Raw genomic sequence first — 16,447 nt, 5'->3', positions numbered from 1 at the left:
TCTCCGGCCATTACTTCGTAAGTCAATGGACCGGAGATTTGTGTTTACCCCTCTTGATTTGAAGTTAGTTTTAACTCAGCCTCTTCTTTTATGAAGGGTAGCATAAACCGGAACGTTGAACCTATATTCTCTTCACTTTCAACAAAGATTGTCCCACCCATCAACTCAACTAGCTGCTTACAAATAGCGAGTCCTAATCCTGTACCGCCATATTTACGGTTGATGGTTGGGTGCAGCTGAGAGAAGGATTGAAACAATAAGTTGAGTTTATTATCGGCAATCCCTACACCTGTATCGCGTACCGAGAATTCCAGTAAATATTCTTTTGAATCCGAAAGTGGAATGTTCTTAACCGATAGTGTGACACTTCCATATTCTGTGAATTTCAGAGCGTTGCCTACCAGATTGACAATAATCTGCCGCAAACGGATCGGATCGGCTAGTAATGTTGTGGGAACACTCGTATCCGCCCACCACCGTAATGCCAGTTTCTTCTCTTCCGCTTTAGGCGTAAATAAATCTATGATGTCCGCCATCATCTCCCGGAGCTCAAATGATTCGGATTGTAGTGGCATTTTTCCCGCTTCCATCTTGCTGAAATCAAGAATGTCATTCAAGATCTGTAATAGCGTGTAACTACTGCTTCGTAAAATCTCGACATACCCTCGCTGTTCTTCTCCTAGATCCGTTTCAAGTAAAAGATCTGACATGCCAATCATCCCATTCATCGGTGTCCGGATTTCATGACTCATCATCGCTAAGAAATCAGATTTGGCTTGCGCCGCCTGCTCTGCAGATTCCTTAGCGCGAATGATTTCTTTCGCATTCGTGATATCGCTAAAAGCAATAACCGCACCTGCAATCATCCCCCCATCCATAAGAGGAGACACCCGATAATTCACAAAAAAGCTGGTTCCATCCTTACGCCAGAAAATCTCATCATCTTTTCTGCGGATAATACCATCTGCAATCGTAAGACTAATCTGACAGTCAGGAGTTGAATAACGTGAGCCATCACCTTGGATTTGATGAATATATTCCATCAGCTTCATACCAATCAATTCTATAGGCTGGTAGCCCAGCATATCTGCTCCCTCACGGTTAATAAAGAGCGTTCGCCCCATATTATCTAGTACGAATATCCCAGCTGAGACGGAATTCAGTATAAGGTTCGCTCGCTTCTCCTCGACTACAGCAGTAAAAGTTGGTTTGAAGGTTGTCTCCAGTTCTGCCTTACCAAATAATTTAGCTTTAAAAGAATCCGCCAATCCATTTAGCCAGTCATGTAACCCTTCCGAATAATTATGATAGTTGCCGTTATCCACTTGAATGATCGCAAATACCCCGACAATTCCCTCATCTATCGTTATAGGAATAAAGTTCCCCCTCACGGCATCCGCTTTGGGGTCATTCACATCTTGTAACTCAAAGCTAGAGGAACTTCCTTGGAGTGCAGCCTCAAAATCAGCTATATCAACAAGGTATATTCTCTTAAGTGCTGTCAGACCTATATCTTGGACCGATGCATCTGCACTGGATTCCAGATAGAATGTACGATTCGTTCCTACGCAGCGACCTTGCCGATCCAAAACAAATATCACATTAGGATGATGGTTGTATAACGATGTATAAGCGCTCTCTTCGGAAAGCAATCGTTTTAGAATGGACGTCCAGTCTTTATCCACAATTCATTTCACCTCAGGCTCTCTCATCCATTATCATTACCCTAAAATGAACGGAAATTATCTTAAATTTTAAATTCTTCTATTATGACCATTATAGCAAATTTACTTTATTCAGTCGCAGATAAACACCAAATCCCCCTTTAGAAACCAGCCACGATGATTTACACATCGTACTGAGATTCTTAAGAGGGATTTCTGTAACTGTCTTAGGCTATATCTTTATGGTCAATATTACGAATCGCCATATAGGCAATACCTGCTCCTAACAAGCCAAGCGAGATCGACACCGCCGCTAAATTACCTAAGCGAGCTTGATCAAATCCACCAGAAATTAAGGAAGTAACCAACACAGCAGACACGATGGTAGCAGGGACTGATTTTTTCTTCATCCCAAAGTACAATGGAATTAGAGCGATACCCGCTGCATAAAATGCGTTTGCGCCTAACTTGATCAACTCTGAACTGATCATTGAAAGGTCTAACTCACCCGGAATAAGCCCTACAAAAGAATTGAATCCTATTAGGATGGCGCCAACCACAATGTCAGACACGATGATGGCAACAAAAGTGAAGGCGAACACTATCAATATTTTCGCAGTCATTAGCTTTTTGCGTGAGATAGGATACATGAAGAGAAGAGTGATGGTGTTGTTCTTGTACTCATCAATCACCAGCTTGCTAATAATAACCGAAGCGAAAATAATATAAGCAGCCTTCACAAAAACGAACACACCCTCAAACATATCTGCATAAGAAGCGAACGACGGTTCACTCTCATTTCGATCAACGAATAACACCATAATCATAAAAGCAAGAATAGCAAGATTGACGATTGATGCGCCTGTAAGAAGCGTTTTTAGCTTATTCTTCCGAATCTCCAAGGATATTAATTTAAGCAACGCCCTCACCCCCGATCAATTGTAAAAAATAATCTTCCAGCGTATGTTGTTTCTTGCTGATGCTCTCAATTTCCACATCTGCCAGCACTAGCGCCTTATTCAGATCACGTTGTGAGATTCCACCGTCATATATTCTTACTGTAATATGATCCAGCACTTTGAAATTATTGAGGCCAAGCTTGTGCTCCAACACGTACACTGCTTTGTTAATCTCATTCGTAACCACTTCGATATATTCTGTATTTTGACCGCGAATGGAATCCATCGCCACTTCTTCTACCAGAGCACCCTCCCGGATCACACCGATAGTATCAGCAATCTGTTCGATTTCTCCCAAAATGTGGCTAGATACGAGTAACGTCATCCCATATTCACGACTAAGCATCCGGAACACTTCACGCATCTCTTTGATTCCCACGGGGTCTAATCCATTAATCGGCTCATCCAGAATGAGTAGCTCAGGTTTCGTCATGAAGGCTCTGGCAATACCAAGCCGCTGCTTCATCCCAAGCGAAAATTGCTTCACCGGCTTTTTATCGATACCCGTAAGCTTTACCAGCTCCAGTGCTTCACCAATCGCTTGGGGATCATAATAGCCCATGTATTCTCCATGCAGGATCAGATTTTCTTTGGCTGTCAGCTTATCATAGAACACTGGATATTCAATGATGCAGCCCATCCGTCTGAGCATTTCATAAGAATGATTTGTCATTTTTTCATTAAAAAATTCAATCTCGCCACTCGTAGGTTTAACGAGGTTCGTGATCATTTTCATGACCGTTGTTTTGCCGGCACCGTTCGGTCCAAGAAAGCCATAGATTTCACCTTGTTTAATATTCATGTTTACATTGCTAACGGCTTCTTTGCCTTGATAGTTTTTTGTTAAATTTCTTGTTCGAAGTATCGTAGTCATTTCCGCGCTCCCCTTTGTTTTCGTCTCGTCTTCCTTAGTTCTTATTGTACACAGCAGAATTTTCTTTTTTATTACTCGATTCTTACGAAAATCTTAAGCTGTGCATAATTTCATTCCTTAGAAGCTTAATCTGCGAAAAGAAAGGGTAAATACCGTTCTCACAAACGGTTGACTAACCAGTGTAATGGTTCCATTCATCTGCTCCGTTAATCTTTTGGTGATGGTCAGACCCAGACCGCTGCCTTGATACGATCGATTTCTCGAATCCTCCAGTGTATATAGCCGTTCGAATACTTTATCCTGGTGTGCTTCGCTAATGCCTTTTCCCCGGTCCCAAACATCTATGTATACTTTGTTCTTATCACTATAGAGTTTCAAGCCTAATACACCTCCGGCATCGCCATAAGCAATCGCATTCGATAACAAATTAGACAAGATCCGGTCAAGCGCCTCTTCGTTCCCCATGAAGTAAAGTAACTCATCAGGGATCTCTATTTCCACCTCACTGCCCTTGGCGCTAAGGATATCATAGAAGGAAAGAATATTTCGTCTGCATACTTCGCCTGCCTCAACACGTGTAAGATTGATATCTCGATCCCCCGACTCCAGCTTGGCCAAATCAAAGAACTTGTTCATCAGACGGATCACTTCATTCGCTTTTTGGTGAATCGTATCTATCATGCGTTCCCGTTCCTCGGCTGGCATATGCTCATCCTGCTGAATCGTTTCAATATAACCGAGTACTACCGTTAGCGGAGTCTTAAGATCGTGGGAAATATTCGACAGCATATTACGCATGGACTTCTCCAGCTTCACGCGCTCAATGCTTCCTTTATGGTTAACATCGAGCAGCCGGTTTAGATCGATCAGCACACTTTGCAGCTCCGCATTACTGCTGAATAACAGCAGTCTTTCATGTGAACCTTCAGCCATGATGCTGCTTAGCTTGTCATGAATATATTTCAGATCACTTGAAGCTTTACGCGAATTCTGATATTGCCATCCAATGACGACGAGCAGGAGTACAATGACCACACTAAGCGCCATGCTCATTATAGCTGCTCTCCCAGCTTATACCCGATCCCCCATAACGTCTTGATGTACTCTGGATGGGAGGGATCATCTTCTATTTTTTCGCGTAATCTTCTCATATGTACATTAATAACGTTCTCATCCCCGAAATAATCATCTGCCCACACGCTTGCATAAATCTGCGCTTTGGTGAAGACTCTACCCGGATGCGTGACAAACAGCTTAAGAATATGAAATTCCTTAGATGTTAACTTCACTTCTTCCCCGTTCTTTAGTGTAGAAAAATTATCCAAATCCACGGTCAGGCCACCAATGGAAATCTTTTGCTTCACCGGAATCGAAGCTTCCGCTTGGATGGTGGGTGTAGCATAACCCGCTCTTCGTATCGCAGCCTTCACTCTTGCAGCTAATTCGATCATCGAAAATGGCTTGGTTATATAATCATCCGCTCCAAAGCCTAGTCCAAGTGCTTTATCCACATCGCTGTCCTTGGCTGACATGATCAACACCGGAACTAGACTTGTCGCACGGATCGTCTGGAGGATGTCAGTGCCGCTGCGCTTGGGCAGCATGAGATCTAATAATACAAGATCAAAAGGATTACTAATACGGAATGTCATTTCCGCTACTTCACCATCAAACGCCGTTTCCACTTCATAGCCCTCTTTTACTAAATAGGACTTAACCATTTCACTAATTGCTTCGTCATCTTCAATTAACAATATTCGGTGCATAAATGCTGCCTCCAATGATCTGAGAATAAAAATTAGTTAAAAACTTAAGGTATTTCTTTAAGGTAAACGTGACTGCGGTGAATGTTTGGACTTCCGGTCGCTGTTGTCCCCAGATTTCTTGATTATATACCGTGTTTCACGGTTGAAATCCGGTGACGGCCCATGCTTCCGAAGCGAGCTTTCCTACGGAAAGCTTTCAGGCGAACGCTATCGCTCCTGCAGTTCCAAACTTCCCCTCCGCCACTCCGTTCCCTTTTTCAAAGTTTCAAAATTCAATTTATATAGTGTAATTATTCGTAATGCCCCTTAACTTCAGGCAGTTGTTTGTAAATGCTTCCGGCCTGTACGATCTTAATGATCGCTTGAGCCAATTCAGTCATTTGACCATCATCCTCAGTATTCTGGCATTCTGTCCACTGATAATGACGCTCTCCACTATTAATCTGAACCGTTAAATCGTAACTTACAGCAGGTTTTCGATTACACTCTGTAGATACTTCTTTTTCATCTAAATAATTCGCCAGAACCATTTCTTTATAGATTTGTCCACGTTCCTGTTCAGTAAGCACAAAATCGTTAACACTGGCAACTTCCCCATTCTGGAGATCTTTCACTAGCTTCATATCAATGGTGTTGATCTCATTCTTTAAGTTCACGCCATACTTTAAAACAAACTCAAACTTATCTTGTTTCGTTACGTCAAAAGAAATCTGGAGCAGTTCGATCTTTGCTTGTTCGCCCTCGCAGCCCGTTAAGGTATACGATAGAAGTTTATCCGTTTCGTTTCTAACAAGGTTCTGACAAGTGTATGTGGTTACTTGGGGACTACCAAACGTATCTTCAGAATTATCATGCCGCATTTCAATCCCTTGGTCAGTATATTTCAAGTCATTAAAGATCGGATCACCTTCAATTGTGTAATGAACCACACGCTGTGTACCCGTTTTATTTTGGATAAAGTCATCCAGCTTCTCAAGATTCTTAACAATCATTCCATGGCTGTTTATCACATCTTCTTGTTCATTAATGGTTGTAGTAAACTTGTCTTCTCCATTAGATAGCTGATTAAAGCAACCGGTTATTACAAGTGCTATAAAAAGAAGAAGAATTCCGCTCGATCTCATCGACCATAACCTCCTTAAACACTCCATAAGTAGATTCATTTGTTAAAGTATACCAATAATTGCGGGGGCTGGGTATCCCTTAAGGGGGTATCAGAAGATTGAGTGATTGATAGAAATTCAAACTAGATAGCAAAAAAGCCGATTGGAAAACCAATCAGCTGTGCTCCAGTGTAAGACTCAAATTAACTTCTGCAGATCGTCTCCAAAATGGGTTATCGAATGAGCTGTAACAGCTCAGCTGGATCAGACACATACTGAGGATTAAAGTCATTCGATTTCATGTAAGTGATGATACTGGAAAGAAACTGTCTTCCTTCTGGCACCTCACAAACCTTCTCAGCATCTATCGCACTTATAAGTAGCTTCCCCTTGCCAACACGACATTCGAAGAGTAAACCTAATTTATGATTTCGTTCAAAATTATCGATCGATTGAACGATTGGACTCCAGTCTTTACTCACACCATCCATAATAATCGACTTAGCATTCGATACGATGTTCCACCAAGGATACGTGGAGAATTCATCGGATGGGAAATTTGCGAACACCGGATGATCCTTAGCAATCACTAATCCCATTGTTCCAACTGGCACCGGGCGGTTCATGCTTTCAGATATGGAGCGAAACATGGGGTAACACCAAAAATCAGTACAATAATAACCTTCAATTGCATTAGATAAATGCTCCGGCTTTGGCATCAATAATACATTCTCACCCGCCTCCAGTAAGGACAGCGCTTGACTCGTAAGCGAATCAAAATGATGAATATCTGAAAAATCCACATCTACTTGCTTCGGATAAATCCAAAGTGGATAGGTTTTACGAACATCCGTCCCTACGATGCTGAGATTCAAATTCACCTTACACATCTTATTAACGCGTGGCAAACTGATGTTCAGATCACATAAATCCAAATAATTTGACTTGCTTGGAACAGCCACAGTTACTGACCCGTCTGACCATACTTCACTCTCATAAGCCAGCTCCCACTTTAAATCGAACTGCTCAGGAGGATCATTGCGGAACCAGGACAGCTCAACATGCGCTTGAAATTGTTCTTCAGCTACACAATTATAGCTTGAGAACCTAGCCATAAGGACAGCATCGTTACAGAAGGTACGCCATTCGTCAGGTTCGATTAATCCTTTTGAATCCATAAATGCATCTAACATGCCTACCAACGCTGTTCCTTGTCCACTGAAATCTTGAAGATCTAAAAGTTGGAATCCAGCGAGTTTCTTCGAACGAAATGCTGCTTCGAGCTCCTCTTTATAGCAAGCAACCGCCAGCTGGCCAGAGCATTCAAAGAATTTAGCTGCCAAATGTCCCATACCTTTCTCTTCTAACCGCTCTCGAAAAATCTCGAAGTTTTTTGCCTTCAACGATCCTGTATATTTCTGAATTTCATCAAAATTAGGGAAGGTCGCATATTGTCCAATCTCATGAGAGATAACAGGTATCTCAGGAATCCATTCTTCCTTTATATCATCAACCTTCACATCTTTTGCTTCTGTTCCATACTGAATTTGAATGGTATCGCCAGCCTCATTGGATTCGATGTTGCTAACCTCCAGATTCGCAGGGCTAATCATTTCATCATAATCCCAAAGTGTATTTGGTACTAAGGTCTGAACATTCCCCAGCGGTGCATCGCACATGGCATAGGAACCCCGAATCAGCCTCTCCTTTGAGAACCGAACTCCGCAGAAGAAATCATCATGCTCCAATATTTCCGGAATAAATTGATGATTATTCGAACCTTGCGTGTACAATCTTCTATTATCGAATGACTTATAAGCCTTCAATATAGCATCTATCGTAGACCTGCTTCCCCATAGCTCATTGCCTAGCGACATCATGACAAAAGATGGATGATTCCCAAACGCTTTTAGAATAGCATATCCTTCTTGGATTAAATATTCCTGTTCTGCAGGATTATGCCCTTCATCTGACGCCTCTGTGATCGTCCCCCAGAACGGCAGCTCTGGCTCCATGTATATGCCAAGCATATCTGCTGCTGTAAAAGCTGCTTCTGGAGGACAGCAAGTATGAAAACGATAATGATTAATACCATATGATTTAGCAATGCTAAGAACGCTGATCCAGTCCTCCAAATCGGTTGGAGCAAAACCTGTAAGCGGAAAGATAAGTCCATCGTGCTTGCCACGGAGAAAGGTTTTCTCCCCATTAATAGTGAATTTATCCCCTTCCGCTTTAAATTCCCGGAGTCCGAAAGTGATCTCTTGTCGGTCAAGAACCTCACCTGATTCCCCCTGTAATACAACCATTAATTGATAAAGATTCGGTTCCGCCTCACTCCACAGCATTGCGGCTGGACCCATATCATACGTAATAGAAACCTTTGAATCGAGCATGTCATATAATTGTTCAGCTACATCATGTTTATTGGCAGAGTTCAGGCTTGAGGCGGAAACGAATAATTTCCCTTTGACCTCACCCATCATATCGGCAATAACTTCTATGGATCGTGCCGAGATATTCGGGTAAATTTGAATACCACTGAGATAAGATTCGCTAAAAAACTGCAACTCCATTCTCCCTGTAATTCCGTTCCAATTGGTCTGTGTATCCGGAGAGGTCATATGCCCACCTTTCGTCGGATAATCGGTATTATTCACACAGATCGTAAGGGTCTGCGGTCCACAAGATAGATGTCCTGTCAGATCATAAAGATGTGGAGCATTCAGACTATGACTTGATCCAATTTGCACATCATTTATCCACACTCTCGTCATTCTTGTCCGCTCTAAATAAAGAAAACAGTTTTTCTCTACTAGCTCCATAGGAATATCAATCTCTCTTGAAAACCAAGCGTATCCTTCAAATAAATATTCATCGGTCAATGATTCTACGAGAGCGCTTACGTTTTTAGGACCTTTTCTAGCATGTGAGGTCGTACCAGGTAAATCCATAGAATCAATAAACGGTAAAGATAACCCTTCTTTTCTACCATCCAATTGCAACTTCCATTCACCAGCAAGATTTATATTTGTTAGCAAAAAAATCACTCCTTATAATAATAATCTCTAAACCGTATATGAAATAATCTAAGTATTCTATCATTTGGACACCCTCAAAGTAAAGAATTAATAGGGTCATAGCATAGCTGAATTTTAGATTTACTAAATCGTTAAAGAATAATAACAATTCTCCCCTAACAAAATAACCAGTCACCGAAAATTGATCGGTAACTGGTTATTTGATATTCTCATTTAACAATGATTCCCGAGAATGATCGGATGCCCATAATGGATGACAATGAGGCGAAGAGCCTCGATTATTACGTCATTGTATTTCAGCAGAATCCAGGAAGTAGGTGATATCGTAGTTGCCTTTCCCGAGCCAATAGGACCCTGGTCCAAACGTGATGATGAAGGTTGTTTGGTGAACTGGTAATTGAATGCGGTCTTTGAAGTTGTCTATCTTGGCTTGTGCTTCTGGAACAAAATAATCTGCAATCTTGGCATCCGAAAAATAACCCAATGCACGGTTCTCTGTAATATTCTCTTTAAAGTACGTACGAAGCTCTTCGCTTGTCTTCATAAAGCTATCGGTGCCGATAAAAACTGTCTTATGCCCTTTTTGTTCCAATACATCTATCAGCCTGGCTAGAACATGCTGATATTGGGCATCGTGCGTACCGTCAATAGCAACATGAATAACACTAGTGGAATTCAGCGCTGCTTGTTGAAGTAGAGGGGACAATATTGCCTCAAAACCTAGCTGTTCCCTGTCTTTTGCATAAGGCTTAACTGTATCTGGCTTCATTTGTTGAATGAACCGAATGGGATTTATAGGTCTATTTTCGAACATAGTTGTCACTCCTCTACAGTTGTATGCGTTCTAACCCGCTCATGGTAACTATACCTTAGGGCAATATGCCTGATTCTAATGCCTTCCACACAAGCTGTGCGAACTGGCTGTTCGACCAAGCGAACCATTCACGCGTAAAGTTAGTTGGATCATTAACATCAAAGCCTTCATGCATAAACCCAGTACCCGCATCTGTCGATTCACAGATTTCAATCATCTCAAGAATCTCTTGCGGATCAACTGCCGTTAAGCCCTGCATCGTGTAAGCAAGATGCCATACGAATCCTGCGCTTGTATGCGGACTGCCAATGCCGCTCAGCTTCTCCCCTTTGAAAAAATAGGGATTATCCTCACTCAAAGTAAATTTGCGGGTATTCAAATATACCGGATCGTCTGGCGCACAGTAACCTAGATAAGGCGCTGACATCAAACTAGGAGTACCTGCATCGTCCATCAGTAAATGGTTACCGAAACCATCCGTTTCGAACGCGTACATTTTGCCGTATTTGGAATGGTCAATAATTCCATAAAGCTCAATGGCATGCCGGATTTCTTCTTCCATGGCCGACATTCGGGCTACAAGATTTGAATCTCTATATACATATTGAGCAATTTCCTGCAATTGTCGAAGCGTTACAGCAGCGAACATATTCGATGGAATATTGAAGTGAAAGTCACACGCATCGTCGCTTGGGCGGAAGCCTGACCAGATCAGTCCAACATTATTTACCGGCATCCCCAAACCGTTCTTACGTAAAGTATCTATCATGATGCCGTTGTGACGTTGAAAGCGGTAGGTTGACTGCTCCTTGTGCTCCTGTTCAATCTGCCATACATTCAGCATCTTCAGTAGTGATGTTCGAAATGCTTCATCAAAGATCCCTGTACGCCCAGTTTCCTTCCAATAGAGATATGCCAAGCGGAAGGAGAAGCACATGGAATCCAGCTCAAACTTACGCTCCCATACCCAAGGCGAACTGTCTGTCACATCCGTTGCATTCCAGTGCCAATCATTTGCAGACTCGTTAAAGGCATTCGCATAGGGATCGATCTGAATATAGAACATATGACGGCGTATTAAGCCTTCTAGAATCCGCCTAAGCTCAGCATCTTCCTTAGCAAAAGGAACATAGTGAATTACCTGCTCAACGGAATCACGCAGCCACATCGCCGGAATATCTCCAGTTAACACAAATGTTGTTCCGTCATCCAGTAGCTTAGTAGTTGTTTCTAACGTATTCGGAAAACAATTTTGGAACAATTGACGAAGCTTCGGACGATCAGCCAGACGTTCACTAGTGTCCTTCATTACTTGTTGAACAGCCTGAGGCAGAGGAAACTTCTTAATTTCAATAGTAGGCAAACGATGCTCTTTCATGATTGACAACCCTCCAGTGATAACTAACTCAAGCTACGAGGAACAACCTCCAAGCTTGTTGAAATGGTGTCGCTTACATTTGATCCTATCATGATCTCAAATTTGCCGGGCTCAACCATCCATTGCAAATCAGGGCCGACAAACTGCAGTTCCTGCGGAGTAATATGAAATTGAACCCTGCGCTTCTCACCAGGCTCAATATAAATCTTCTGAAATCCTTTTAGCTCTCGCTCCGGGCGTGTAATCATGCTGGTGCAATCTTTTATATATAGTTGAACCACCTCATGACCGGCTACATCGCCAATATTCGTTACCTCCACGGATACAGTGCAACAATCATCCAACTCTATTTGCGGTTGATCCAAGCGAATATGATCGTATTGATAACTTGTATAGCTAAGGCCATAACCGAATACATATTGTGGATGAAAGTCCACCTCAAGATAGCGGTGACCTCGGGAGCGCTTCTTATTATAGTAAACTGGCAATTGCCCTAGATGCTTCGGAATGGACAACGTAAGCCGACCGGATGGGTTATAATCTCCGAATAAAATATCAGCAATTGCATGCCCTCCCATCTGTCCCGGATACCAAGCCTCCAAAATAGCATCCGCATGCTCATCTACCCAAGGCTCGACAATGGGCCGACCGTTGATATAAACAACAATCAGTTTTTTGTTCAAGCTGTGCAGCTCCTGCAGCAGCTCAAGCTGTACACCGCATAAGTTCAGCTCTGCACGATCGAAACCTTCTCCACATTCCATATCACTAAGACTAAATTGATCCGTAATGACGGCAGCCCCTGTCTTCAAATCAATCGTGCCTTCACCGAAATCACGTGCACTTGATCCCCCGACAACTGCAATAATGGTATCCGCTGCTGACGCCACCTCCATTGCCAACTTAAAGCCTGCTTTCGATGGATCTTTCACGCGGCAGCCCGGGGCATACAGCACTTCGCTATGTCCTGCACATTTAGCACGTACCCCGTCCAACACGGTAACGATGTGATGACGCTCCTGTGGTGAGGTATAGTCACCCAATTGATTGTATATATTGTTGGCGTTCGGTCCAATAACGGCAATTTTACCAAGTGACGGAGAAAGCGGTAGAGCCTGTGCATGATTCTTCAAAAGAATGATACCTTCACGCGCAGCTTGTCGCGCCATATCTAAATGCGATTGTTGTCCAACGACCCGCTGTGCTGTAGCCGGATCAACAAATGGACGTTCAAACAATCCTAATTCGAACTTCACATGCAGAATCCGTTCAACTGCGAGATCAATATCGGTGATGTTAATCAGCTGTTGCCGCAATGCGCTTATCAGACATCTGCCAAAGGTTTCACCTGACATCTCCATATCCACACCAGCTTTAAGTGCAAGACTCGCCGCCTCTTCTTCGGTCTCACAAATCTGGTGACCGTGTTTAAGCTGGCTGATCGCACCACAATCCGTAATGACGAAGCCATCAAAGCCCCATTGCTCACGAAGCACCTCTGTTAATAACTCTTTACTCGAAGTACACGGAGCGCCGTCAATCTCATTGTAAGCGGTCATAACAGATTTAGCCCCAGCTTCAATTGCCTTCTGGAATGGCAGTAAATCCTTCTCCATTAACTCGCGTTTTCCCATCCGTACGGTGTCAGCATTACGACCACCATCCGAGCTGCCATACGCGACGAAATGCTTTAATGTTGCCAGGATCGTATGGTCTGTATTTAATGAATCACCTTGTAAGCCCCTCACTGCAGCAACTGCCATTTCACTATTTAAAAATGGATCTTCTCCAAAGCATTCTTCTGTTCGGCCCCAACGCGGATCACGTACAATATCTAACACTGGGGAGTAGGTTGCTGCCCCTCCTTGAGCGCGAGTCTCCGCAGCCACTGCTTGGCAGATCTGCCGGAATAATTCCCTATTCCATGTACTTCCGATAGCCAGCGGTACGGGAAAGACGGTGTTGCCAATCGCCATGTGACCATGAGAGCATTCCTCGCCCAGCAGAATCGGAATACCCAGACGTGTATGCTCAATCGCATATTGCTGGATCAGATTCGTTACTTCTGCGCCTTCCAAAGGTGACAACCCAGTTTCCAATGTTACCTCTGTCCAAGGATCTGCACGCAGCACACCATACAAAGAACCCACGCCACCGTTAGCAATTGCTTCCTTAAATACTTCTGTCAATTGAATCTTGCCTTCTGATTTCTCATACGCCTTCCAGCCAAAGGGCTGGAGGAGCTGCCCGATCTTCTCCTCCAGCGTCATTTGAGCCAATAAATCTATAGCACGCTCATGAATCGGCAAGGATGAATCTTTATATCTCATAGCTTACAATTCCTCCCGTTCACATGAACTAGAATTGTCTCCACGCCAGGATTCCGGCATTCATCCCCCGACACATGTCGAACGATACTTCAGGGTTGTTAAACTTCTCCCCCCATGTAATGTAATAGCGGAATTCATAGAAGCCGCCAAGCGTAGCTGCAAAGTTGGTTTCCCAATAGTTATTCATCACCCAGGCGTACAAGTGCGCAGGGTCCTGTTCCAGTCTTGCATCGCCATTAAGTAGACGATATTTATGCTCTAAAGCACCCACTTGAATCAACGGAGTGTCTGGCATCGCAATCACAATACCTTGCTCCTTTGAAATGTATGCAGCACCTTCGCCAACAGCCGTATAATCGGCCAAGCTGCCTGGTAATTGATCCTTGCGCAGACGAGTTAGTGCATCCATCTTATCTACCCACAGCTCCTGCGTAGAGGTTGTCAATGCGCCGCCAAACGGAAGTGAAATATACAAATTCTCAGGCTTCCATACACTTTCCTTATGCATCCGTACCGACACGTCGACACGAGGACGATCCGCATACACGGTTAAGAATAAGGAATAATGCTCACAACCGGAGACTTCATAGGTCAATTGAATCATGCTATAAAGCTCTCCCTGTCCAACAATTTCTGCACTTGTCAACACACCTGTAGATACAATCGCATTCGGACCTTTCCGATTACGGCCCATAAGACGACGAACCTCCGTCATTTCGACCACCTTTGTGGCTGGCGTAACATCATATACCGGTGTGAATGCATGATGGTTCCGGTCTGCACGTAGCAGCTCCTGTCCAGTCTCCTTATCCTTCCAAGAGGTGATTCCTTCACCCTTCTTCCATTCAATACGTACAAATGGTGTTTCAGCATATGTGGATGTCACATGGAAGTCCTTTACTTCATGGGTAACATCCAAATCCAATACACGATCCGATGCCACATAATCGTTCATATATGCGGTTTTGATTGTTGGCTTAACCGCTACGATATGAAGCACTTTTTCTTCCTGAGGCTCCAGCATGACCGGAATGGTTACAATAACCCCGCGATGCGCAAGACGCAGTTGAGATGAGAGCACCTCACCTGTATTGAAATCACGCACCTCAAACCCTTCTTTAATCTGCTCGTAATACCAACCCTCAAGAATAAGATGAGCATGATCCTCCTGAACATAGCTGTAAGGATTGCAAATTTTGAACTTCATCGGCCGACCCGGTGCAAGCAGTGCATCTCCCTTGGCTTCAAGGATTTCGTACAATGCGCGATGTGCAGCGGTGCTCGCATTTGCAGCAAATGACTCCTTACGCAAGCCCAGCTCCTGAACAAACGGGTTCCAAGGCTCCGAAATGGAAGAATGATAGCCCCATGTGTGCTCAGCGAACATCGTTAATTGATATTCCATTTCCTTAATAGCTTCCGGGGAAATGATGTCATAATTAGGATCTAGTCTTCTTACCTTCTGGTACACCCGCTGCGCCTCACGGAATACTTGTACATGCTTTGGTGTCGAGCCAACCCCATCCGTCCACCAATCTGGCCAATCTCCGCGATAGACAGGAATATCTTCCGGGCGCTGTGCTGCATGGGCACGGACTTCTGCAAAGAAGTCATCTAGCGTTGCCATTTGAATTAAAATCCGGTCCCCATGCTTGGTGTTCCATTGTTGGATAAACTCTATTGCCGCCGCATTTGGCGGGTTATTATCCGTAGGCAAGCCTGAGAACATCGCCGGAAAGAAATCAAATGCATAGCCATCCTCTGTCAGACGATCGATATAACGCCCGATCCGTTGTTCAGCTATTTCAAAATCCGCGCCCTTGCTCATATCGAATTCATCTTTAATTGTATATTTTCCACCCATGCCAGGTACCAGCCCCAGATCATTTCCGAACACATAATGCTCTCCGCTCCACGTCAACAGGCGATCCCCTGAAGGCATCTCCCACCAGAACGGCTGCTGCTTCTTCCAGCAAGGAAACATTCCATGATGCGTATGAATACAGGTGGACAGGTTCTGAATCCCAGCATCCAGCAATACCTGACCATATCCCCAGCTAAAACCGTTAATATCTGCTGTCATTGCCGATGTTACAGGAATTTGAATGGACTGTCCGTAATCACACACCCGCGCAATCATCGATTGGAACAGCTCTTTACCAATTAATTCTGTCATATTTAGATAAGTCCCCGACAACCCGATTGCTCCCTGTCTCACGCCTTCAGCGAACTCTATCTTCTCTTGCTCTGTCGCCTGCTTCAGGAAAGTTTCAATCGGCCAAAATGTCTCACAGACCCACTTAAAGCCTTGCCATTCCGGATGACGTCCCGATTTGCTTTCCCGTAAAATATGCAGGACCTGGCGAATGAAATTGACATGATATTGCTGAATTTTCTCTTGACGCTCTGTATACCCGATATCTGTATGAGAATGATGAATTGCGTATATCTTCCAAGGTCTTTTGGCGGACATTGCGATCTCTCCCTATGGTTATTTATACTTGCCACGACGCTTCGC

The 16,447-nt window shown here is 43.7% G+C and carries 11 protein-coding genes; all 11 read right to left on the bottom strand.

Annotation, left to right across the window (positions count from 1 at the left end; all coding sequences use genetic code 11):
• Positions 1-44 precede the first annotated feature (44 nt).
• Positions 45-1,685, bottom strand: coding sequence for an ATP-binding protein (locus R50345_RS08830; protein WP_052414528.1), 1,641 nt, complete (start codon positions 1,683-1,685; stop codon positions 45-47).
• Between the two features lie 206 nt (positions 1,686-1,891).
• Complete coding sequence (locus R50345_RS08825; RefSeq protein ID WP_231574101.1) at positions 1,892-2,593, bottom strand: ABC transporter permease; 702 nt, start codon at positions 2,591-2,593, stop codon at positions 1,892-1,894.
• A complete protein-coding gene (locus R50345_RS08820) occupies positions 2,577-3,497 on the bottom strand; it encodes an ABC transporter ATP-binding protein (protein WP_042125810.1) in 921 nt (306 codons plus the stop codon). The genes R50345_RS08825 and R50345_RS08820 overlap by 17 nt, the downstream gene beginning before the upstream one ends.
• A gap of 117 nt (positions 3,498-3,614) precedes the next feature.
• Positions 3,615-4,550 (bottom strand): sensor histidine kinase, encoded by a 936-nt coding sequence (locus R50345_RS08815; RefSeq protein ID WP_042125807.1) that lies wholly within the window; start codon positions 4,548-4,550, stop codon positions 3,615-3,617.
• Positions 4,550-5,263: a response regulator transcription factor gene (locus tag R50345_RS08810; protein ID WP_042125805.1), complete on the bottom strand. Its 714-nt coding sequence runs from the start codon at positions 5,261-5,263 to the stop codon at positions 4,550-4,552. The genes R50345_RS08815 and R50345_RS08810 overlap by 1 nt, the downstream gene beginning before the upstream one ends.
• A 290-nt stretch (positions 5,264-5,553) precedes the next feature.
• Positions 5,554-6,387: a DUF4362 domain-containing protein gene (locus R50345_RS08805; protein WP_042125803.1), complete on the bottom strand. Its 834-nt coding sequence runs from the start codon at positions 6,385-6,387 to the stop codon at positions 5,554-5,556.
• A gap of 212 nt (positions 6,388-6,599) precedes the next feature.
• Positions 6,600-9,416 (bottom strand): DUF8487 domain-containing protein, encoded by a 2,817-nt coding sequence (locus tag R50345_RS08800; RefSeq protein WP_442950202.1) that lies wholly within the window; start codon positions 9,414-9,416, stop codon positions 6,600-6,602.
• Positions 9,417-9,693: 277 nt separating this feature from the next.
• Positions 9,694-10,221 carry a DUF8485 domain-containing protein gene (locus R50345_RS08795; protein WP_042125799.1) on the bottom strand — a complete coding sequence of 176 codons (528 nt, stop codon included), beginning with the start codon at positions 10,219-10,221 and terminating at the stop codon, positions 9,694-9,696.
• 55 nt (positions 10,222-10,276) lie between these two features.
• On the bottom strand, positions 10,277-11,599 hold the full coding sequence (locus R50345_RS08790; protein WP_042125797.1) for a glycoside hydrolase family 125 protein: 1,323 nt from the start codon (positions 11,597-11,599) through the stop codon (positions 10,277-10,279).
• A 23-nt stretch (positions 11,600-11,622) separates the two neighbouring features.
• Positions 11,623-13,929 carry a glycoside hydrolase family 3 N-terminal domain-containing protein gene (locus R50345_RS08785; RefSeq protein WP_042125795.1) on the bottom strand — a complete coding sequence of 769 codons (2,307 nt, stop codon included), beginning with the start codon at positions 13,927-13,929 and terminating at the stop codon, positions 11,623-11,625.
• A 28-nt stretch (positions 13,930-13,957) separates the two neighbouring features.
• Positions 13,958-16,402, bottom strand: a complete 2,445-nt coding sequence (locus R50345_RS08780) for a glycoside hydrolase family 38 N-terminal domain-containing protein (protein ID WP_042125793.1) — start codon at positions 16,400-16,402, stop codon at positions 13,958-13,960.
• Positions 16,403-16,447: the final 45 nt, after the last annotated feature.

The organism is Paenibacillus sp. FSL R5-0345 (assembly GCF_000758585.1).
Lineage (GTDB): Bacteria > Bacillota > Bacilli > Paenibacillales > Paenibacillaceae > Paenibacillus_AQ.
The sequence above is the reverse complement of the archived record's forward strand: the minus strand, read 5'-3'. Positions and strand labels throughout refer to the sequence as shown.